18 protein-coding genes and 3 tRNA genes are annotated in these 19120 nt (G+C 35.9%); 11 read left to right on the forward strand and 10 right to left on the reverse strand.

The window, feature by feature from the left end:
- Nucleotide 1: 1 nt before the first annotated feature.
- Nucleotides 2–1510, reverse strand: coding sequence for an OmpP1/FadL family transporter (locus HQN85_RS02365; RefSeq protein WP_173268744.1), 1509 nt, complete (start codon nt 1508–1510; stop codon nt 2–4).
- Between the two features lie 18 nt (nt 1511–1528).
- The gene (locus HQN85_RS02370; RefSeq protein ID WP_173268745.1) at nt 1529–2443 is read right to left on the reverse strand and encodes a hypothetical protein; all 915 of its coding nucleotides are present in this window, start codon (nt 2441–2443) and stop codon (nt 1529–1531) included.
- Nucleotides 2444–2606: 163 nt separating this feature from the next.
- Here HQN85_RS02370 and proS point away from each other — a divergent pair, with 163 nt between their 5' ends.
- The 5 genes from proS to HQN85_RS02395 all read left to right on the forward strand — a co-directional run bounded on the left by proS (nt 2607) and on the right by HQN85_RS02395 (nt 7484).
- The gene (gene proS / locus HQN85_RS02375; protein WP_173268746.1) at nt 2607–4079 is read left to right on the forward strand and encodes a proline--tRNA ligase; all 1473 of its coding nucleotides are present in this window, start codon (nt 2607–2609) and stop codon (nt 4077–4079) included.
- Between the two features lie 19 nt (nt 4080–4098).
- Nucleotides 4099–4791, forward strand: coding sequence for a hypothetical protein (locus HQN85_RS02380; RefSeq protein WP_173268747.1), 693 nt, complete (start codon nt 4099–4101; stop codon nt 4789–4791).
- A 63-nt stretch (nt 4792–4854) separates the two neighbouring features.
- Nucleotides 4855–5994, forward strand: coding sequence for a cystathionine gamma-synthase (locus HQN85_RS02385; RefSeq protein ID WP_173268748.1), 1140 nt, complete (start codon nt 4855–4857; stop codon nt 5992–5994).
- An 81-nt stretch (nt 5995–6075) separates the two neighbouring features.
- On the forward strand, nt 6076–6930 hold the full coding sequence (locus HQN85_RS02390) for a TIGR02757 family protein (RefSeq protein WP_173268749.1): 855 nt from the start codon (nt 6076–6078) through the stop codon (nt 6928–6930).
- A gap of 47 nt (nt 6931–6977) precedes the next feature.
- A complete protein-coding gene (locus HQN85_RS02395) occupies nt 6978–7484 on the forward strand; it encodes a YdeI/OmpD-associated family protein (protein WP_173268750.1) in 507 nt (168 codons plus the stop codon).
- Between the two features lie 68 nt (nt 7485–7552).
- On the opposite strand, the gene HQN85_RS02400 is transcribed toward HQN85_RS02395, so the two are convergent.
- From HQN85_RS02400 to HQN85_RS02430, 7 genes are all read right to left on the reverse strand, one after another.
- Complete coding sequence (locus HQN85_RS02400; protein ID WP_173268751.1) at nt 7553–8281, reverse strand: polyprenol monophosphomannose synthase; 729 nt, start codon at nt 8279–8281, stop codon at nt 7553–7555.
- 103 nt (nt 8282–8384) lie between these two features.
- The gene (locus tag HQN85_RS02405; protein ID WP_173268752.1) at nt 8385–9980 is read right to left on the reverse strand and encodes a peptide MFS transporter; all 1596 of its coding nucleotides are present in this window, start codon (nt 9978–9980) and stop codon (nt 8385–8387) included.
- 108 nt (nt 9981–10088) lie between these two features.
- Nucleotides 10089–11018 carry a hypothetical protein gene (locus HQN85_RS02410; protein ID WP_173268753.1) on the reverse strand — a complete coding sequence of 310 codons (930 nt, stop codon included), beginning with the start codon at nt 11016–11018 and terminating at the stop codon, nt 10089–10091.
- A 6-nt stretch (nt 11019–11024) separates the two neighbouring features.
- Nucleotides 11025–12203 carry an acetyl-CoA C-acyltransferase gene (locus tag HQN85_RS02415; protein ID WP_173268754.1) on the reverse strand — a complete coding sequence of 393 codons (1179 nt, stop codon included), beginning with the start codon at nt 12201–12203 and terminating at the stop codon, nt 11025–11027.
- An 892-nt stretch (nt 12204–13095) separates the two neighbouring features.
- The gene (locus HQN85_RS02420; RefSeq protein WP_173268755.1) at nt 13096–13275 is read right to left on the reverse strand and encodes an Arc family DNA binding domain-containing protein; all 180 of its coding nucleotides are present in this window, start codon (nt 13273–13275) and stop codon (nt 13096–13098) included.
- Nucleotides 13259–13795 (reverse strand): hypothetical protein, encoded by a 537-nt coding sequence (locus HQN85_RS02425; RefSeq protein ID WP_173268756.1) that lies wholly within the window; start codon nt 13793–13795, stop codon nt 13259–13261. The genes HQN85_RS02420 and HQN85_RS02425 overlap by 17 nt, the downstream gene beginning before the upstream one ends.
- Nucleotides 13796–14653, reverse strand: coding sequence for an SPFH domain-containing protein (locus HQN85_RS02430; protein WP_173268757.1), 858 nt, complete (start codon nt 14651–14653; stop codon nt 13796–13798). It lies immediately after the preceding gene.
- A gap of 213 nt (nt 14654–14866) precedes the next feature.
- Between HQN85_RS02430 and HQN85_RS02435 the strand changes: the two genes are divergently transcribed.
- The 4 genes from HQN85_RS02435 (at nt 14867) to HQN85_RS02450 (ending at nt 17322) form a co-directional block, all read left to right on the forward strand.
- Nucleotides 14867–16873: an HD family phosphohydrolase gene (locus HQN85_RS02435; protein ID WP_379115649.1), complete on the forward strand. Its 2007-nt coding sequence runs from the start codon at nt 14867–14869 to the stop codon at nt 16871–16873.
- A gap of 65 nt (nt 16874–16938) precedes the next feature.
- Nucleotides 16939–17025, forward strand: a tRNA-Ser gene (locus HQN85_RS02440).
- Between the two features lie 96 nt (nt 17026–17121).
- A tRNA-Pro gene (locus tag HQN85_RS02445) sits at nt 17122–17195 on the forward strand.
- Between the two features lie 53 nt (nt 17196–17248).
- Nucleotides 17249–17322 (forward strand) — tRNA-Pro (locus HQN85_RS02450).
- 150 nt (nt 17323–17472) lie between these two features.
- On the opposite strand, the gene HQN85_RS02455 is transcribed toward HQN85_RS02450, so the two are convergent.
- A complete protein-coding gene (locus tag HQN85_RS02455) occupies nt 17473–17832 on the reverse strand; it encodes a hypothetical protein (RefSeq protein ID WP_173268759.1) in 360 nt (119 codons plus the stop codon).
- Between HQN85_RS02455 and HQN85_RS02460 the strand changes: the two genes are divergently transcribed.
- Both HQN85_RS02460 and HQN85_RS02465 read left to right on the forward strand, forming a co-directional pair.
- Nucleotides 17811–18248 (forward strand): hypothetical protein, encoded by a 438-nt coding sequence (locus HQN85_RS02460; RefSeq protein WP_173268760.1) that lies wholly within the window; start codon nt 17811–17813, stop codon nt 18246–18248. The two genes, HQN85_RS02455 and HQN85_RS02460, sit on opposite strands and share 22 nt — an antisense overlap.
- Before the next feature lie 22 nt (nt 18249–18270).
- Entirely contained in the window at nt 18271–19026 is a 756-nt protein-coding gene (locus HQN85_RS02465; RefSeq protein WP_173268761.1) for a hypothetical protein, read from the forward strand.
- The last annotated feature ends 94 nt before the right edge of the window (nt 19027–19120 follow it).

Consider the following 19120-nt stretch of genomic DNA (forward strand, 5'->3'; position numbering starts at 1 on the left):
TTTAAAATCTTAAACCAATAGTTAGAAAAACATTGTCTTTAGTGTTTTTAATTGCAGCAACTGGTTCGGTTCCGTTATTTAATGTATATGGACTAAAGCTATTTTCAACTTCTACTCTTTGATAAGCTAAGTCGATGTAATAATTATTTACACGGTAACCTAAACCACCACTATACATTTTAGTATCAAAGAATCCATCACTATCACTTTTATATGGACTTCCATTTAAGCCATAACCAGCTCTCAAACTTATATTTTGAAGTTTGTATTCTGCTCCAACTCTATAGTTAACTGCACTTTTATAGTTATTTCTAACATCAGCATTATTGCTGCTAATCAAGGCATTATCGGCACTATTGTCAGTTGAGAATCTAGTACTTGCATAATCAATAAAATCAACATCAGCAGAAATAATAGCTTGACCACCAATGATGTAACTTGCACCAAAAGATCCTTTTAATGGTGTACGTAAATTATAGGTAAAATCATAGGTTTTACTTTCAGTAGTCCCTCTAATCGTTCCTCTATTGTCAAGGCCTTCAGTGTAGCTATCATCAATTACAAACCATGTCGGAGTTTGTATTGTTGCACCCAGTCTAAGTCCTTCTGCCGCTCTGAATATAACGCCTAAACGAGCATTTACTCCAGAACCTTTTGTAGTCTGGCTTTGATTAAATAACAATTTATAATTAATATTAGCTCCAGTTAGGTTTCCAGTACCATCGTATTCTCTGGCTTTTCCGCTTTCTTCATACTGGGCGTCGCTGTTATATTTAATATCAACTAAACCGATACTAGCACCAATGTAAAATTGGTTTGAAACATTAGCAGCTCCTGAAAAATTAAACTCAGATACAGAACCGCTTCTTATTTCATTTTTACGCTGTGCATTACTTTGTGCATTATCTGCAAAGGTTTCAGGGTAGTAATTATTTGCAACATTATCATAACTTATCAAATAATTATTATAAGCCATTGTTTCTAAACCTCCTGATGCCAAATTATTAGGAGATGTACTTCCGCCAAGTTCGGCAAAATAGTCAGCTATTGAATTTTTATTATTAGATCCCCCGTAGTTTATCTCTCCGCTATAATCGTTAGTTCTATTATATCCCAGACCAAAAACTGCACTTATTAATCCTTTTTTTGTATCCTCTCCTTTTTGTTTATATAAAGGCGTAAAAAATACGGCACCAATTTGATTTACATTTAATTCGCTTTTATCTGTATTTGTATTTTGGCCGAGGTAATTTGCATTTATACCAGTTTGATTGAATTCTGGTGTTAAACTAAACTCAGATTTTGTAAATAAACCTAATCCCGCAGGGTTTCCACCTAAAGAACTTATATCTCCCCCAACACCAATTTGAGCATTACCCATTGCTTTAAAACGAGTAGTACTTCCATAATTAGTTTGAGAAAAACGAAGAGCATCGCTCGCATATTGAGCATATATATTGCTTGTGGTAACTACTATAGCTACCACTAGCATTGTCATAAATTTTTTCATGTGTTCAGTTAATTTAGATTATCTACCACCACCTCTTGTTGGTCTACCACCACCACTGCTTCCACCGCCAGAACTTTCAGATCTACCAGCACTACTTGCTGGAGGTGGTGAACTCTGTTGTGGGGGAGGGTTATAAGTAGGTGCAGGTCTTGAAGATGCCTCACTAGTCCTTGTTGGTCTAGATGAAGATTCAGTACTTCTAGTAGGTCTACTATCACTAGTGCTATTTGGACGAGTAGTATTTCCATTATTTGTTGGATTATACATTTCGGCTCTGCTTCTTGTAACGGTAGTATTGTTTCCACTATTTGCTCTAGTAGGTGGGCCAACTTGATTTCCACCATAATAACCACTTCCATTTCTGCCCACGCCATTTTCACTTCCTCTGCTTGGTCTTGCGCCATAATTTGGACTATTGTAGTTTCTACCTGCGTAGTAGCCACCACCGTAACTACCCCCGTAATAACCACCATAGTATCCTGTTCCATAGTAGTTATAGTTTGAATAAATGCCCCAATATGGATTATAATATGGACTACCAAAATAGCTGTAATAATATTGGCTATACCAATTATTATAACCATAATAACCGCCACCATAATAGCCATAAGGGCTATAATAAGAACTGTAGCCGTAATAATTGTAATATGGATCGTAATATGGTCTATAAGGATTACCGTAATAAAATCTGTCTATACGAGAAGAATAATCCATGTCGTAATACGGATCTGTTTTACCATAATAATCACTTGTAGAATTAGTTGTTTGTGTAGCTTGAACTGGTTCAGAAGCTTTATATTCTTTAGCTTGTGCAGTTGTGTTGTACACATCATCCTGAATGGCATTATTCTGCGCCAACTTAGGAGTAGAGCAGGAGGTAACCAACAAAGCAGTTACTGCGAGCATACTGGTGAGTAAATGATTAGGTTTCATGTGTGTGTATTTATGGTTTCAATTGTCACATGGAGTTAGCCTAAAGGGCTTAGTTCATGTTATGTGTGTTTTGTTTGTGTGTGCAATCAAATTGTAGCTATAAATTTATAGCTTTGTAAACGATATTACAAGAAATTTAACACAAAAAACGTTCCAAATAGTTATGAGTAAAGGTATTACAAGCAAAAATGACGATTATTCTCAGTGGTATAACGATATTGTTATAAAAGCAGATTTAGCAGAGCATTCATCTGTTAAAGGATGTATGGTAATTAAGCCATATGGTTATTCTATTTGGGAGAAAATGCAGGCAGTTTTAGATCAAAAATTTAAAGATACTGGTCATAGTAATGCTTACTTTCCCTTATTTATTCCTAAGTCATATTTTTCTAAAGAAGCAGCACACGTAGAAGGCTTTGCAACCGAATGTGCAGTAGTAACTCATTATCGTCTAAAAAATGATGGTAATGGTAATATCATTGTAGATGAAACTGCAAAACTAGAAGAAGAATTAATCGTTCGTCCAACTTCTGAAACTATTATTTGGAATACCTATAGGGGCTGGATAGAGTCTTATCGTGATTTACCTTTGTTAATTAATCAATGGGCAAATGTGGTGCGTTGGGAAATGAGAACTCGATTATTTTTACGAACAACTGAGTTTTTATGGCAAGAAGGACATACCGCACATGCAACTTCCCAAGAAGCGATTGAGGAAACAGAACGAATGTTAGATGTATATGCAGATTTTGCAGAAAACTGGATGGCTGTTCCTGTTGTAAAGGGGAAGAAAACACCAACAGAGCGTTTTGCTGGTGCATTAGATACCTATTGTATCGAAGCTTTGATGCAAGATGGAAAAGCATTGCAGGCAGGAACTTCGCACTTTTTAGGACAAAATTTTGCAAAGGCATTTGATGTGAAGTTTACCAATAAAGAAGGGAAATTAGAGCACGTTTGGGCCACATCATGGGGTGTTTCAACACGTTTAATGGGAGCTCTGATAATGGCTCATAGTGACGATGCTGGTTTAGTGTTGCCTCCAAAATTGGCACCAATTCAAGTAGTCATTGTCCCTATTTATAAAGGAGAAGAAGATTTAACTAAAATATCAGCATTTGTTGATGAGCTTACACTAAAATTAAAAGGATTAGGGATTTCTGTAAAATACGATAGCAGAGATAGTCAACGCCCAGGATTTAAGTTTGCAGAATACGAGCTAAAAGGAGTTCCAATTCGTTTAGCAATTGGTGGCAGAGATATGGAAAATGGTACAGTTGAATTGGCAAGAAGAGATACAAAAGAAAAATTTACTGTACCACAAGAAGGATTAGATTTTTACATTGCCAATTTATTAGAGGAAATTCAAGAAAATATTTACAATAGAGCGCATCAGTTTAGAGAAGAACATATAACAGAAGCAAATTCTTATCAAGAGTTTAAAGAATTGCTAGATGGTAAAACAGGTTTTATTTCTGCTCATTGGGATGGAACTGCAGAAACAGAGAAGCAAATTAAAGAAGAAACTAAAGCAACGATAAGGTGTATTCCTTTAAACAATAAACAAGAAGCCGGTGTTTGTATCTTAACTGGTAAGCCATCTACGCAAAGAGTTTTGTTTGCTAGAGCATATTAATCATCTTTTTGCGAAATAAATGGAAGACAATTATCAAGAAATTTTAGAAAAATTAAAGCGTAAAGCTTCTTTAAAGCAAGCGATATACAGAAGTTCATCTGAAGTGTTTGGACAAATGAAAACTGTACTTTCAAAGCTTGCTGCTAAATTATATCAAGATTACACGATAAAGGATCCTTCGGTTGAAGTGAGCTATAAAGAAATTAATCAATTCGAATCGCATTTAAAATTTTCTGGTGATGTATTGATGATTTCCATGCACAGTAATGTTTTCAATTTTGGTGCTGGTCATTCTATTTTACAAAGCCCATACGTTAAAGCTAATGAAGATTTAAGTTATTGCAGTGTAATATATATTCATAATTTTTTAGCAGATTCTATTAAATATAATCGATTATCTGATGAGGGGTCTTTAATTGCCAGAGTTTTAATTAATAAAGAAAAACATTTTGTTGTAGAAGGAGAGGGAGCCTTAGGTTTCTTATATGATGATTTAGCCACAAATATAGTTACAGAAGAAAAACTGAATGATATTTTAGAACGGGCAATACTTTTATGCATCAATACTGATTTATTGATTCCTCCTTTTGCGCAGGTTAAAGATGTTACGCTTCATCAGAAACAATCTATAGTTGCAGCAAGTGGATATCCAACAGGTAAACGTTTAGGTTATTTATTCAATTCAGAAATACAGCAAAATAATAATCAATAAGTACGGAGCTACAAGATAAAATATTTAAATCTTCTAGATCCATCTTAATAAAATAGAAAAGAGATGAAATTTGCAACAAAAGCTATCCATGCTGGTCAAGAACCAGATCCAACAACTGGTGCGGTAATGACACCAATTTATCAAACTTCTACTTACTGGCAAAAATCGCCAGGAGAGCATAAGGGCTACGAATATTCTAGAGGAACAAACCCAACACGTAAGGCTTTAGAAGATTGTTTAGCTGCACTTGAAAATTGTAAATTTGGATTAGCATTTAGCAGCGGAATGGGTGCAACCGATGCTGTATTACGTTTATTAAAGCCTGGTGATGAAGTAATTACAGGAAATGACTTATACGGTGGGTCTTACCGAATTTTCACTAAAGTTTATGAGAAATATGGTATTAAATTTCATTTTCTAGATTTATCTAAACCAGAAAACATCACACCTTATATTACCGAAAATACCAAATTGGTTTGGATAGAAACACCTACCAATCCAACAATGCGTATTATTGATATAGAAGGTGTAGCTAAAATCACTAAAAAGCACAATATTTTATTAACAGTTGATAATACTTTTGCCTCTCCATATTTGCAAAACCCAATAGATTTAGGTGCAGATATCGTAATGCATTCTGTTACAAAATACATTGGCGGCCACTCTGATGTAGTGATGGGTGCATTATTAACCAATAACGAACAATTGTACAAAGATTTATTCTTCGTATACAATGCGTGTGGCGCAACTCCGGGACCACAAGATGCCTTTTTGGTGCTAAGAGGAATTAAAACTTTGCATTTGCGTATGAAAGCACATTGTGAAAATGGAGAGAAAATAGCGCATTACCTGAAAAAACACCCGAAAATTGATAAAATCTATTGGCCAGGCTTTGAAGATCATCCTAATCATGATATTGCGAAAAAACAAATGCGTGGCTTTGGCGGAATGGTTTCTATCACACTTAAAGGCGCAGATTTAAAAGAAACATTTAGAGTAGCATCTAGATTTAAAGTATTCTCATTGGCAGAATCTTTAGGCGGAGTAGAATCCCTAATTAATCATCCAGTAAGTATGACACATGGTTCGATACCGAAAGAAGAACGTGAAAAAGTTGGTGTAACTGACAATTTATTGCGTTTAAGTGTAGGAGTAGAGGATATTGATGATTTATTAGCAGATTTAGAGCAAGCACTAGCCTAAATTGTTCATTTGTGTCGTTTATTCATTTATATGATGTTTGAACCAATGCGCTAATGAACTAATAATCTATTGAACATTAAAATGGAGTTTTTAGAATTAAAGGATTTTTTAGATTTTAAGGTTGATCAATATAACAGACCAAACTTTATTGCAAATGATCCGATTTCTATTCCACACCAATACGCTAACAAACAAGACATTGAAATTGCCGCATTCTTTGCGGCAATTTTAGCTTGGGGCCAACGAAAAACAATCATCAATAAGTGTAATGAGCTTTTCTTAAGGATGGGTAATCAACCGTATCAGTTTATGTTAAACCATAGCGATAAGGATTTAAAAGGACTGCTAGGCTTTAAACATCGCACCTTTAACGATACAGATTTATTGTATTTCGTTTCATTTTTTAAACATCATTATTCAAAATCGAATAGCTTAGAAACCGCCTTTTTACCGCAACAAAATATTAATCCGGATTATTTGCCAGAAATGAGCAAAGCTGATTTAGAATTGTCATCTTCAGCTTGTTTACTAACTGAATTTACGATTGAAAACTTCACCGCAGAAAAGGCATTAAATCATTTTAGAAGTTACTTTTTTAGCCTAGAAGATTTTCCTGGAAGAACAATCAAACACATTTCATCGCCTTTGCAGAAATCTACATGTAAACGTTTAAATATGTTTTTAAGATGGATGGTCAGAAAAGATGATTGTGGTGTCGATTTCGGAATTTGGAATACAATACCGACTTCAGAATTGATTTGTCCTTGTGATGTTCATGTGGATAGGGTAGCCAGACGATTAGGCTTAATTAACCGTAAACAAACCGATTGGCAAACTGCTGTTGAACTTACCGCTAAACTTAAAGAATTTGATGCGAATGATCCCGTAAAATATGATTTTGCCCTTTTTGGTTTAGGAGTGGAGGAGAAGTTTTAATATATTAATATTCTTTTCATTCCATAGTTTTCTAATTAAATTAGTCCATGGTAAAATTTAAAGCTGAAATAGAGAAATTCGATGCAATGGGGGAGAAAACTGGATGGAGTTATGTTTTTATTCCTCAAGCTATTGCTAATCAAATTAAACCAGAGGAGAAAAGAAGTTTTAGAGTAAAAGGAACTATTGATAACATTACTGTAAGTGGAATTGGTTTATTACCGATGGGTGAAGGAGATTTTATTATAGCGTTAAAAACTTCCTTAAGAAAACAATTACGAAAAGAAGCTGGCGCTGTTGTAGAATTAGCCCTAAGCTTCGATGCAGACTTTAAAATTGAAATGCCTGATGATCTTGAAATCTGTTTGGCTGATGAGGAAGCCTTGCTTCAACAATTTTTATCAATGCCAAAATCTCACCAAAACTATTTTATCAATTGGTTAAATACTGCTAAAACAGATGCTACGCGTACTAAACGAATTGTTATGATTGTAAATGCAATGGCTCAGAAATACAATTTTGGAGAAATGATAAGAAATAATAAAAGCAATTAGTAAAAAGTCTTTAGTCAGTAAAGTCTGAAAGATTAATTTCATCAAGCTTCTGACTTTCGGCCTTCAGACTAATGTTTATAATTCCTAAACCAACTATTTACTTTCATTTGTATCACTCCTAAAAAAGCTTCCCTAAAAATACGAGTGCTCATTTTCGAGGTTCCTTCCGTTCTATCAGTAAAAATAATAGGAACTTCGACTACATTAAAGCCATATTTAATTGCAGTGAATTTCATTTCGATTTGGAAAGCATAGCCTACAAACTTAATCTTCTCCATTGGGATGGTTTCCAACACCTTTCTACGATAGCATTTAAATCCTGCGGTGGCATCTTGTATGGTAATTCCGGTAATAAATCTCACATACATCGAAGCAAAATACGACATTAAAACTCTACCCATTGGCCAGTTAACCACATTTACGCCTTTAACGTATCTAGAACCTATAGCTAAATCGGCACCATTTACACAAGCCTCATGTAACCTGATTAGATCTTTTGGATTGTGAGAAAAGTCAGCGTCCATCTCAAAAACATATTGATATGCACGTTTAAGCGCCCAGTTAAAACCATGGATATAAGCTGTACCTAAGCCAAGTTTACCAGCACGTTGTTCGAGATGGAGTTGGTTCGGAAATTCTAGTTGTAATCTTTTTACAATTTCTGCTGTTCCATCCGGAGAGCCATCATCTATAATCAACAAATCAAATACATAGTTTAACGAAAAAACTTTACGAATAATTTTTTCAATGTTTTCTTTCTCGTTATACGTTGGGATAATGACTAAGCTATCGGACACTATTAATTTATATTAGAATTATTATGATAGGCGAAATTAGGGATTAAAAACTAAAAGCCCGAAATTTCTTTACGGGCTTTTAGTTAAATCATGTTAAAATCTATTAATGAACACCATGCATCCATTTACGTAACAGTGGGGTTAAGGCAAACATAACTAAACCTGCTACAATTGGAATTGCAGTGAAGATTAAGAAAAACGTCGAAATAGAATATTTTTCGCTGATTGAATCAATTAAACTACCTGTTAATCCTGCTAAAGTGTTTCCAGCAAATGTACAGATGAACCACACGCCAAACATTAAACCAACCAATTTTGCAGGAGCTAATTTACTCACATAAGATAATCCAACTGGAGATACACATAATTCGCCCACGGTATGGAAGAAATAAGCAAATATCAACCAAAACATACTTACTTGTGCAACTTTAGCACCAGGAGCAATGTCCATTCCGCCGTAAGCTAGTCCGGCAAAACCAATACCAACGAAAATTAACCCCATTCCAAATTTAGCAGGACCACTTGGATTGAATTTACTTTCCCATATTTTAGAGAAAAATGGTGCCAATGCAACAATAAAGAAAGAGTTTAAAATTCCAAACCACGATGCTGGTACTTCAGTATTAGCTGCTGAAAATACATTCTGTACTTTCCAAATTCCTAAGCACCAAATAATAATAAAACTCAATGCAGTGAAAAGTATAGTTACAGGATATTTTTTGAATATCTGCTTAGCAAGTGCTATTAAAACAACTGTTACAGCTATTAATGGAAATATTGTTAAGATCGAATCTATCCACCTAAATGCCGTGCCCGAAGAACCTGTTAAATCACGAAGGGTATAATCTTTAGCGAAAATAGTCATCGAACCACCCGCTTGTTCAAATACCATCCAAAAGAAAATGGTAAAAATAGAGAATACACCAATTACCCATAATCTTTGTTTTTCAATGGTTTTTGCTTTTGCACTATCTACAGATGTATCTTCATTTGCAACAACCACTTCAGCTTTAACAATTTTTTTACCTAATACACCAAATATCTTTTCTGCAAAATAAAATTGTAGTGTACCAAAGAACATAAATATACCCGCTAATCCAAATCCCCAATGCCATCCTTGAGTTTCACCTACATAACCGCACATTAAAATTCCTAAAAATGCTCCTGAATTAATACCCATATAAAATATCGCATAAGCAGAATCTTTTTTGTCGCTAATTGATGGATATAACTGACCTACAATTGAAGAGATATTTGGTTTGAATAAACCATTTCCTGTAATTAAAAGAAATAATCCCATGTAGAAAAAGTTCATGTTAAAACCTTCTAAAGCCATCGAAGCATGCCCTAAGGTCATAATCAGACCACCTATAACAACAGCTTTTCTATATCCTGTTAATCGATCGGCTATTAAACCACCAATAATTGGCGTAAAATAAACTAATCCAGTATACCAAGCATATAACTTTAATGCGTCTGGTCTAGTCCAGTTCCAACCATCTTTACTTGCTTCGCTAACCAAAAAAAGCACAAGCAAAGCTCGCATGCCGTAATAACTAAATCTCTCCCACATTTCAGTGAAAAAGAGCACAAATAATCCAACGGGATGATTGAGGATTTTTTGAGTTTCTACACCATTTTCTTGTAGGTGTAAATCAAGCGCCTGATCTTGGCTTAGGCTAGTTGTTTTATTTGCCATCTTAAACGTTTAAAGTTTTATAGTTTTTTAATTTGTGTGTAATTTTCAACTTGCAAGATAAGTACATGTACGCATAGTAACAAATTTTAAAATGCATCTAAGAGTGCGTCAGTGAATTGATTTTGTAACAATAGTAGATGCTTTTACTGGTTTGCCATACAAATCATCGTTTGGAGAGGGGTCATTTTTTAATTCTATATTCTCAACCAACGATAATTTGCCCCAAGTTAACTTGTAGCCATCGAAACTTAGGTCAGAGCCATAATATTCAAAATTATTAACCATTTTAGGGTCGTATGGCGCTAAATGATCGAAAACAATCATGCTCGTTTTTGCATCAACAGTCAAAGTCATCGAATTAAGCTTATTATATTCAAAAATAACCCTGTTTTTTAACGCTCCGTTTTTAACCGTTTCAAAAATATTCTTTCCGAAAATAGCTTCATTTTTTTCAAAGGACAATACTTCAATTACTTTTTTGGTCGTTTTCTGATCATTCCCTTTCCAACCTAAAAGGATAAAATAAGGTTGCTTTCCATTCACAATAACAGGAATCATTTCATAATAACGAGCTCCATACCAATTTTTTCCATTGGTAATAGCATTTGCATCTGTTATAGTAGGAGTACTATCTGCTAATGGAATTAAATTCAAACTCCCATTTACTGTTCCAAGCTGAATGGTACCATAATAACGATAAGTTCCTTGGTCTGTAGGTACAAACCAAGTAATAATGCGAAAGGAATTATCAGGTGATTTTAAGATAGAAACTCGTTTTAAAGAATCAAAGTTGTATTTAAATGAGTCATTAACTTTTAATGCTGTAACCAATTTTTTAACAAACTGCGCATTTTTTTCAAAACGAGAAAGATCATCCTTAGCTGCAAAAGTGGCTTCACTTAAAACAACTAAGGAATCTTGATAAAGATCTAATTTTGGATTGCCATTAACATTGTAAGTGTGTTGTGCGCTTGATTTTGCACACCATACGCCTACTATAACAAAAAGTAATAAATAACCTTTAAAAGCTTTAACCATAGTTGATTAACGCAAGTTTTCTACAACTATTGCACTGGCGCCACCACCACCATTACAAATACCAGCAACACCAATCTTACCATTGTTCTGTTGTAAAACAGAAAGTAATGTTACCACTATTCTAGCTCCGGAAGCACCTAGTGGATGGCCAATAGCAACAGCCCCACCATTTACATTTACGGTATCTTCTTTCAAGCCCAACTCTTGGTTATTTGCTAACGAAACTACAGAAAACGCCTCATTAATTTCGAAGTAATCTACATCTGCTACAGTTAAATTAGCTCTGTTCAATGCCAAAGGAATAGCTTTAGATGGGGCAGTTGTAAACCACTCTGGAGCTTGTTGTGCATCTGCATACGCTAAAATTTTAGCTAACGGTTTAATGCCCATTTCTTTTGCCTTATCTGCACTCATTAACACTAAAGCTGCAGCGCCGTCATTTAAAGTAGATGCATTTGCAGCTGTAACTGTTCCGTCTTTTTTAAATACTGGCTTTAAGCTAGGTATTTTATCAAATTTTACGGCAAATGGTTCTTCATCATTACTAAATAAAGTAATCTCGCCTTTGCGATCTTTAAGTTCTACAGGAACAATTTCTTCACTGAATTTTCCAGTTGCTTGCGCAGCCTGTGCTTTTTTGTATGATTCTGTTGCAAAGTTATCTTGTGCTTCGCGAGTAATGCCACACGTTTCGGCACATAATTCTGCTGCCGAACCCATGTGATAATCGTTATAAACATCCCATAAGCCATCTTTTATCAAGCCATCTGTAAGCTGCCCATGACCTAAGCGATAGCCGTTACGAGCTTTGTCTAAGTAGTAAGGTACATTACTCATGCTTTCCATACCACCAGCTACTACAATATCATTTTGTCCAAGCGCAATGCTTTGTGCAGCTAACATAATGGCTTTAGTTCCCGATGCGCAAACTTTATTTACAGTAGTGGCAGGTAAATCTGGTAAGCCTGCAAATTTTGCAGCTTGTGTAGCAGGTGCTTGTCCCAAATTGGCAGACAGCACATTGCCCATATAAACTTCTTGAATATTTTCTGGTTTTAAACCTGCTTTTTCTACAACTGCTTTAATGGCAAATCCGCCTAATTGAGTAGCAGAAAAACCAGCTAATGAGCCTCCAAAACTACCAACAGGCGTTCTGATTGCAGCTACAATGACTACATCTTTCATATAATATTATTTAATATTTGGTGGCGCAATTTAGCTATTTGAGCACAGATTTCTGCATTAAACCTTGTTTTTTACTTCCGAGCGCTAGCTTTATGATTTAAAGCTGACCGACAGCGTGATACGCCCAGTAAAAGAGCGGACAAATAACAATCCGTCCTTTCAACTGAAGCGCAGCGAAATGGAGAACTAAAAGAAAGCGTAGCTAAATCTTTGAACGTATATTTAGTGCAAAGATTTAGCTTCGCTAAGCAAATGTGGTTCTCGGCTACGCTCGAAATGACGATTCGTTTATTCTTATCACTATCAAATTGTCTTGGCAGGAACCAAGAGCGTAGGGCAGACAGGAACGGCGGGCCAGCGGGAGCCCACAGCGTGGAAGCTTCGTTCCTGACTTGATCTTTTGCATACTTTTCCATCAAGGGAAAAGTTTGATGCCCCGCGGCAAAGAGCGGAATAACAATCCGTCTTTTCGACTGGAGCGCAGCGAAATGGAGAACTAAAAGAAAGCGAAGCTAAATCCTTGAACTTATACTTAATGCAAAGATTTAGCTTCGCTGAGCAAACGTGGTTCTCGACTACGCTCGAAAAGACGATAGCATATTCTTATACTGTCTAATTGATTTAGCTCGTACCCAAGAGCGTGGGGCAGACAGGAACGGCGGGCCAGCGTAAGCCTATAGCGTGGAAGCTTCGTTCCTGGCTTGATCTTTTGCTTACTTTTCCATCAAGGGAAAAGTTTGATGCCACCGCGGCAAAGAGCGGACAATAACAATCCGTCATTTCGACTGTAGCGCAGCGAAATGGAGAAATCCTTGAACCTATCTTTAGGAGTGCAAAGGTTTAGCATCGCTGAGCAAATGTGGTTCTCGGCTACGCTCGAAATGACGATAGCTTATTCTTCAGAACCTGATTTTTTAGCTTTAACTTTCTTTTTTGCTTTAATAGCTTCGTTTAATAGAAATTCAATTTGCCCATTCGTACTCCTAAACTCATTAGCCGCCCATTGCTCTATTTCTTTAAGCAATGCTGGGTTTATTCTTAACACAAATGCTTTTTTATCTTTCTCTGACATCGGTTTCTATAGCTCCTATGTTATATTGGCGTTTTAAGTTGATGAGAAAAAGTGAAAGCTCATCTGCTTTAGTGGTGCTAAAAAGTAGTTTTTTGTGATTACTCAATTCTAATTGCAAACCTACGTTGTTGTCGTTAAAAATATAAGCTTTGTCACTAAATTTAAACCAAAGGCGATATTTTATTCCCCAACCACCATATTCCCCAAATGCATCATATTTTCGAAGGTAAATTTTAGTGATCTTAGTCCATGAGATTTCTCGTCTTCTTGTAAATGGCCAGTATCGATAACTTAGCCCACATTGATCAATCACTAAAGTAAGGGAGTTGTTTGTAATAAAATGAACTAACACATAAGGCAATACCAATGCCCAAATGGGGGCAAAATAACTTGCTTTTAAATCGTGCATCGTTATTCCACCCTTATCTAAAAATAAAATACTTCCAGTTATGATGGTCTCTATACCCAAAAGAATATATAACCACCATAATTTTAACTTTTGTACTTCTCTAAATTCCATCTAATTGTATAGTGTACCAGTATTTACAACAGGTTGCACATGTCTATCTCCACAAAGTACCACTAATAAATTGCTCACCATTGCGGCTTTACGTTCTTCATCTAACTCTACAATACCTTTTTGAGATAATTTGTCTAAAGCCATCTCCACCATACCAACTGCACCTTCCACAATTAATCTTCTTGCGGCAATAACGGCGGTAGCTTGTTGACGTTGTAACATGGCACTTGCAATTTCTTGTGCATAAGCTAAGTGAGAAATACGTGCTTCAATTACTTCAATTCCAGCTCTAGAAAGACGCTCGTTTAATTCTCCTTCTAAAAGAACGCTTACCTTTTCGGCACCATCTTTTAAGGTAATCTCTGCGCTTTCATCTTCCATATGGTCATAGGCAAAACTATTTGCCAAATGTCTAACTGCCGCCTCACTCTGTATATTCACATATTGCAAATAATTTTCTACAGCAAAGGTGGCTTTTGCCGTTTCCTTAACTTGCCATACAATAACTGCCGCAATTTCAATTGGATTACCCATTTTATCATTAACTTTCAATTGTTGACCGTTTAAGTTACGTGCACGAAGTGATAATTTACTTTTAGAAGTAAAAGGGTTCACCCAAAAGAAACCGTCCGATTTTACGGTGCCCACATATTGCCCAAATAGGGTTAATACTTTTGATTCGTTAGGGTTTACAATAATTAATCCTGGCATAACCAGCAAGAAATTAAGCGTTAAAATGATGCTCCCAAAAACAAACATTTCTGCGACGAAGCAAAATATGGCAGTAGCTAAAAGTCCTAAAAATAAAACTAATGCTAAGTAGCCAGATGGTGGATTGATAATTTTTTCTTGATACATGATTGATATTAATTTGATATCATAAAGTGAAGCATAAATTTCGATATAAGCAAATAAAATTTACAATAAGTCAATTAGTTAATTCGCTAATAGGTTAATTATGATGAAATAATCTTAATTTTGGGTAAATCAACCTGTACTATTTTGGCCAAAATCAGAAAAAATCCTAAAGTACTTTATCGTAAATATTCATCTAACATTAAGTATGTGATGATGGTAGTTTGTGTGTTTGTCATTACACTTTATTTGCCAAAACAACCACGATTTAGATATGAATTTGAGAAGGGCAAGACCTGGATGAATAAAGATTTAATTTCTCCATTTAGTTTTGCTATTTTAAAAACCTCACCTCAGGTAGTGATCGATAAAAAAGACGCATTAAATAATGTACTACCTATTTATAAATATGATGAGGATGTATTTAAAGGACAAAGCGAAGCCTTTTTGAATGAATTCGACGTAAAATGGAAGTCCAACGCATTTGCAGAAAATGAAAAGGAGGGCGCTAAGCAAGCGGCCTATAAAATGCTAGAGCTGGTATACAAGAAAGGGATCATCGGATTAACCGCTAAACATCAAAAAGATGGGAAAAATTACGATTTCTCGTTGCTCAATAATAACGTTTCCATAAAAAGTAATTCTCAGGATGTTTTCACTGTAGAAAGTGCCTTAGATTATTTTAAAAGCAACTACAGGTCTATTAACGCAAGAGTTAAAGATGCCGTTATAGATTTAGTAGAAAGCCATTTAAAACCCAACATTATTTTTGATGAAGAATTAACCCTCACCGTTCAAAATAGTACACTTAATAGTCTTTCTACAACGAAAGGTATGGTGCAAAAAGGTGAGTTGATTGTGGCAAAGGGTAATATTATTGACGATGAAGTGTATCAAAAACTGCTATCCTATAAAGATGCTTATGAAGCCCAAACCAAAACCATAGGTGACAATAGATTGGTTTATTTAGGGCAAGTATTACTAGTAGGCTTTATCATTACCTTGTTGATGGTATTTTTGTTTCTATTTAGGAAAGATATTTTTGCCGATAATCGTCAGCTATCCTTGCTTTTGTTGGTCATTACATCTATGCTATTGGCATTAACTTGGGCTATAAAACTCAACTTACCTAGCTTATATTACATTCCTTTTTGTATTGTACCCATTATTATCAGGATATTGTTTGATACGCGTTTAGCACTCAATTTGCACTTGCTGGTAATTTTAGTGGCAGGGTTTTTTGTGCCAAATAGCTTCGAGTTTGTGTTTTATCAGACTACTGCGGGTATGGTGGCTATCTACAGCATTAAAAACCTAATTAAGAGAGAGCAATTGTTAGTGTCTGCTTTCTTTATTTTGGCAGCGTATTTTGTGTCTTTTGTGGGTATAGCCTTGTTAAGAGAAGGATCTATCAAACAAATAGAATGGATGAACTTCTTGCCTTTTATTTTTAGTGTATTACTTTCCTTATTGGCATATCCGTTAATTTATGCATTTGAACGTGTATTTGGAATTACCTCAGATGTGGCTTTAATAGAGCTTACCAATACCAATAATAAATTGTTGAGGGAGCTCGCGTTCAAAGCTCCAGGAACATTCCAGCACTCACTACAAGTAGCAAATCTTGCAGAAGCAGCTATTTTTAAAATTGGCGGAAATTCATTATTGGTAAGGGCAGGAGCATTATACCACGATATTGGTAAAATGGAGAACCCACAATATTTTATCGAGAACCAAAATACCTCAACCAGTCCCCACGATAAGTTGCCTTATGAACAAAGTGCGCAAATCATTATTAAACACGTACATAAAGGCATAGAGATTACACGCAAGCATAAATTGCCAGAGAATGTAATCGATTTTATTAGAACGCATCATGGTAATACACGTGTAGATTATTTTTATCAATCTTTTTTAAAGAACTCACCTGAGAAATTTGTTGATGAGAATATTTTCCGTTACCCCGGACCCATTCCTTTCTCTAAGGAAACAGGCGTTTTAATGCTAGCAGATTCTGTGGAAGCAGCCTCAAGAAGTTTAAAAAATCCAGATGCTCAAAGTATAAATGACCTGGTTGAAAGAATAATTAACTACAAACTAGAGCAGGATCAGTTAGATAATTGCGATTTAACATTAAAAGATTTAGAAACTATAAAGCTGATATTCAAGACAATGCTAATGAGTATCTATCATGTAAGAATAGATTATTTACAAACAACATAATTTTTTTTTGTAAACATCAATGAATTGCTATATTTGCAACCTCAAAACGGATATTTTGAGTATACGGAGGGATGCCTGAGTGGCCGAAAGGAACAGTTTGCTAAACTGTCGTACTGGCAACGGTACCGAGGGTTCGAATCCCTCTTCCTCCGCATCAAATTTAAAACTTCAATTTAATGGTTTTTCCCATATTAAAACCGTTACTTTGCAATCCCTCGCAAAAGGGTCAAAAGGTGATACTAAGTTTTCGGGGTGTAGCGTAGCCCGGTATCGCGCCTGCTTTGGGAGCAGGAGGTCGTAGGTTCGAATCCTGCCACCCCGACAAAAAGTATGATTCCACTTTCGCAAAAGGGTCAAAAAAGGTGATACCAAGTTCGGGATGTAGCGTAGCCCGGTATCGCGCCTGCTTTGGGAGCAGGAGGTCGTAGGTTCGAATCCTGCCATCCCGACAAACTAAAACCCTGTAGCTTTTGCTACGGGGTTTTTTGTTTTGCAGCCAGCTCAAGCTCAAAGCTTGAAAGCGCAGGGGCAACACAAAAAACAAGTCCCGAAAAATGAGAGGGGCGAAGGGTTTTGGTTTGGATCTCCCCTTCTCAGGTTCACCGCAGTGAAACGTAGGTCATCCTGCCATCCCGACACATGATAAGCCTTTTCTGCATAGCAGAAAAGGCTTTTTTGTTTTCAAACAGCATGAAGCCAAAGGCTTTATGGATGGTGGGAAACAAAAATGCAAGCATTGAGGCACGAGATGGCAGGCTTGAGTTTGTCTCAAATACCCATATCACAGGATCTGAGCCATTCAACACAGTAAACAGATTAGCTTTTGCTAGATGATTTTGTTGTACTTTTAAAACTAATGTTAGTTCCCATTCGTTACCTAAAATGAATTTAATGATCGAATTTTCACTTAAAATTGTTCGACGTAATCTAAGCGTATATGCTGAAACTGTATATTCCATTTTTTGGATATGGATTTTTTATCTTTTATCTCACCATGTTCTTTTGGGGATTCGACGAACCTACTGATGTTTTACCTTACATTAATTTAGGAAGTTCGGTTGTGCTATTTGTAGGCGCATCCACGTTAGCGCTTTACCAGCGTAAAACTGCTGCTATCATCGGCGCTCTTTGTATGCTTATTACCTCGCCATTGTTTTACGAGGTGGCCTTAGGCATCGGTACCTCGAATTTCACACCTTATCTTATCATCTCCTTAGGCCTATATATATGGGGGGTAATAGGCGTCTTTAACGTCCTTACTAATCGACAAAGCCATACTACATTAAAAAGACCAGTGAAAATTATCCTTTCCATTTTGCCTATTTTATTAATCTTCTTATGGATTTTGCAAACTAACGCTTTGCGATATCTATAGCTTAGCACTAAAATCTGTCCTCATGAAAAATAGACTCATCTATACCTTTCTAGCGATCACCATAACACTATTTGCTTGCCAGCAAGCTGCAAAAACGCCAAACGTGAAAGGGGAGGCGAAACCAGATTCAGCAAATAAGAAGGAAGTAAAGGCTTCATTAAATCAAGGCCCATGTGAGCCAGGCGAACACTTGGAATATGAAGAGCCCAATGTTTTTTCTACCTACACGGAAGACCAAATCAGAGGTGAGGGTATTATCTCTTTTGAGCTGGATTTGCACAAGAGGTTAAATTTCTATGATATGGATGGAAGTATTTTTGGTTTCTTGGTCCTAAACGACAACCAGTCCTACTATACCCTTGATATGCCACAGAAAACCGTCGCTAGAAAATTAGTGACGAATTACGATTTTGCCGCATTTGATTTTGATGCAGAAAACCCAGCTACCAATAAGGAATATTTAATTGTTTATGTGAACAAGGAAAAGAGAAAAGTTAAAAAGGCCGATGTGAAGTTTACCTACACTAATTGGAGTGATTACCTAAAAAATAGTATAGTAGTGCTAAGACCCTGCAATTTGTTAAAAGATGCCTCAGGAAAAATCCTTGATCAAAGCGCATCCCAAGTATTTACGGTGTTAGACGTGAAAGGAGATCAAATCAAAATACGCTCAACTAACGAATGTATGGATGAGTCAAGGGAATATATACCAATGGAGGGTTGGATACAATGGAAGTCGAGTAAATTCCTTAAAATTGATTTTACAGGCTGTGAGTAATAAAAGTAAATGAGTAACGTCTGATCTTCGTTATTCCCATTAAAACGTGTTCGTCATTCCCGTGAAGACGGGAATCGTAATGCGATAAATATAC

The organism is Pedobacter boryungensis (genome assembly GCF_013204825.1).
In the GTDB taxonomy this organism is placed as follows: domain Bacteria; phylum Bacteroidota; class Bacteroidia; order Sphingobacteriales; family Sphingobacteriaceae; genus Pedobacter; species Pedobacter boryungensis.

Bases quoted from the DNA above. Each gene is read 5' to 3' on its own strand.
- HQN85_RS02455 (WP_173268759.1), bottom strand. From the start codon at position 17,832: ATGGAATATACAGTTTCAGCATATACGCTTAGATTACGTCGAACAATT.
- HQN85_RS02390 (WP_173268749.1), top strand. From the start codon at position 6,076: ATGGAGTTTTTAGAATTAAAGGATTTTTTAGATTTTAAGGTTGATCAA.
- HQN85_RS02435 (WP_379115649.1), top strand. From the start codon at position 14,867: ATGGTAGTTTGTGTGTTTGTCATTACACTTTATTTGCCAAAACAACCA.
- HQN85_RS02415 (WP_173268754.1), bottom strand. From the start codon at position 12,203: ATGAAAGATGTAGTCATTGTAGCTGCAATCAGAACGCCTGTTGGTAGT.
- HQN85_RS02460 (WP_173268760.1), top strand. From the start codon at position 17,811: ATGCTGAAACTGTATATTCCATTTTTTGGATATGGATTTTTTATCTTT.
- HQN85_RS02465 (WP_173268761.1), top strand. From the start codon at position 18,271: ATGAAAAATAGACTCATCTATACCTTTCTAGCGATCACCATAACACTA.
- HQN85_RS02380 (WP_173268747.1), top strand. From the start codon at position 4,099: ATGGAAGACAATTATCAAGAAATTTTAGAAAAATTAAAGCGTAAAGCT.
- HQN85_RS02405 (WP_173268752.1), bottom strand. From the start codon at position 9,980: ATGGCAAATAAAACAACTAGCCTAAGCCAAGATCAGGCGCTTGATTTA.
- HQN85_RS02420 (WP_173268755.1), bottom strand. From the start codon at position 13,275: ATGTCAGAGAAAGATAAAAAAGCATTTGTGTTAAGAATAAACCCAGCA.
- HQN85_RS02430 (WP_173268757.1), bottom strand. From the start codon at position 14,653: ATGTATCAAGAAAAAATTATCAATCCACCATCTGGCTACTTAGCATTA.
- HQN85_RS02385 (WP_173268748.1), top strand. From the start codon at position 4,855: ATGAAATTTGCAACAAAAGCTATCCATGCTGGTCAAGAACCAGATCCA.
- HQN85_RS02365 (WP_173268744.1), bottom strand. From the start codon at position 1,510: ATGAAAAAATTTATGACAATGCTAGTGGTAGCTATAGTAGTTACCACA.
- HQN85_RS02425 (WP_173268756.1), bottom strand. From the start codon at position 13,795: ATGGAATTTAGAGAAGTACAAAAGTTAAAATTATGGTGGTTATATATT.
- HQN85_RS02410 (WP_173268753.1), bottom strand. From the start codon at position 11,018: ATGGTTAAAGCTTTTAAAGGTTATTTATTACTTTTTGTTATAGTAGGC.
- HQN85_RS02395 (WP_173268750.1), top strand. From the start codon at position 6,978: ATGGTAAAATTTAAAGCTGAAATAGAGAAATTCGATGCAATGGGGGAG.
- HQN85_RS02370 (WP_173268745.1), bottom strand. From the start codon at position 2,443: ATGAAACCTAATCATTTACTCACCAGTATGCTCGCAGTAACTGCTTTG.
- proS (WP_173268746.1), top strand. From the start codon at position 2,607: ATGAGTAAAGGTATTACAAGCAAAAATGACGATTATTCTCAGTGGTAT.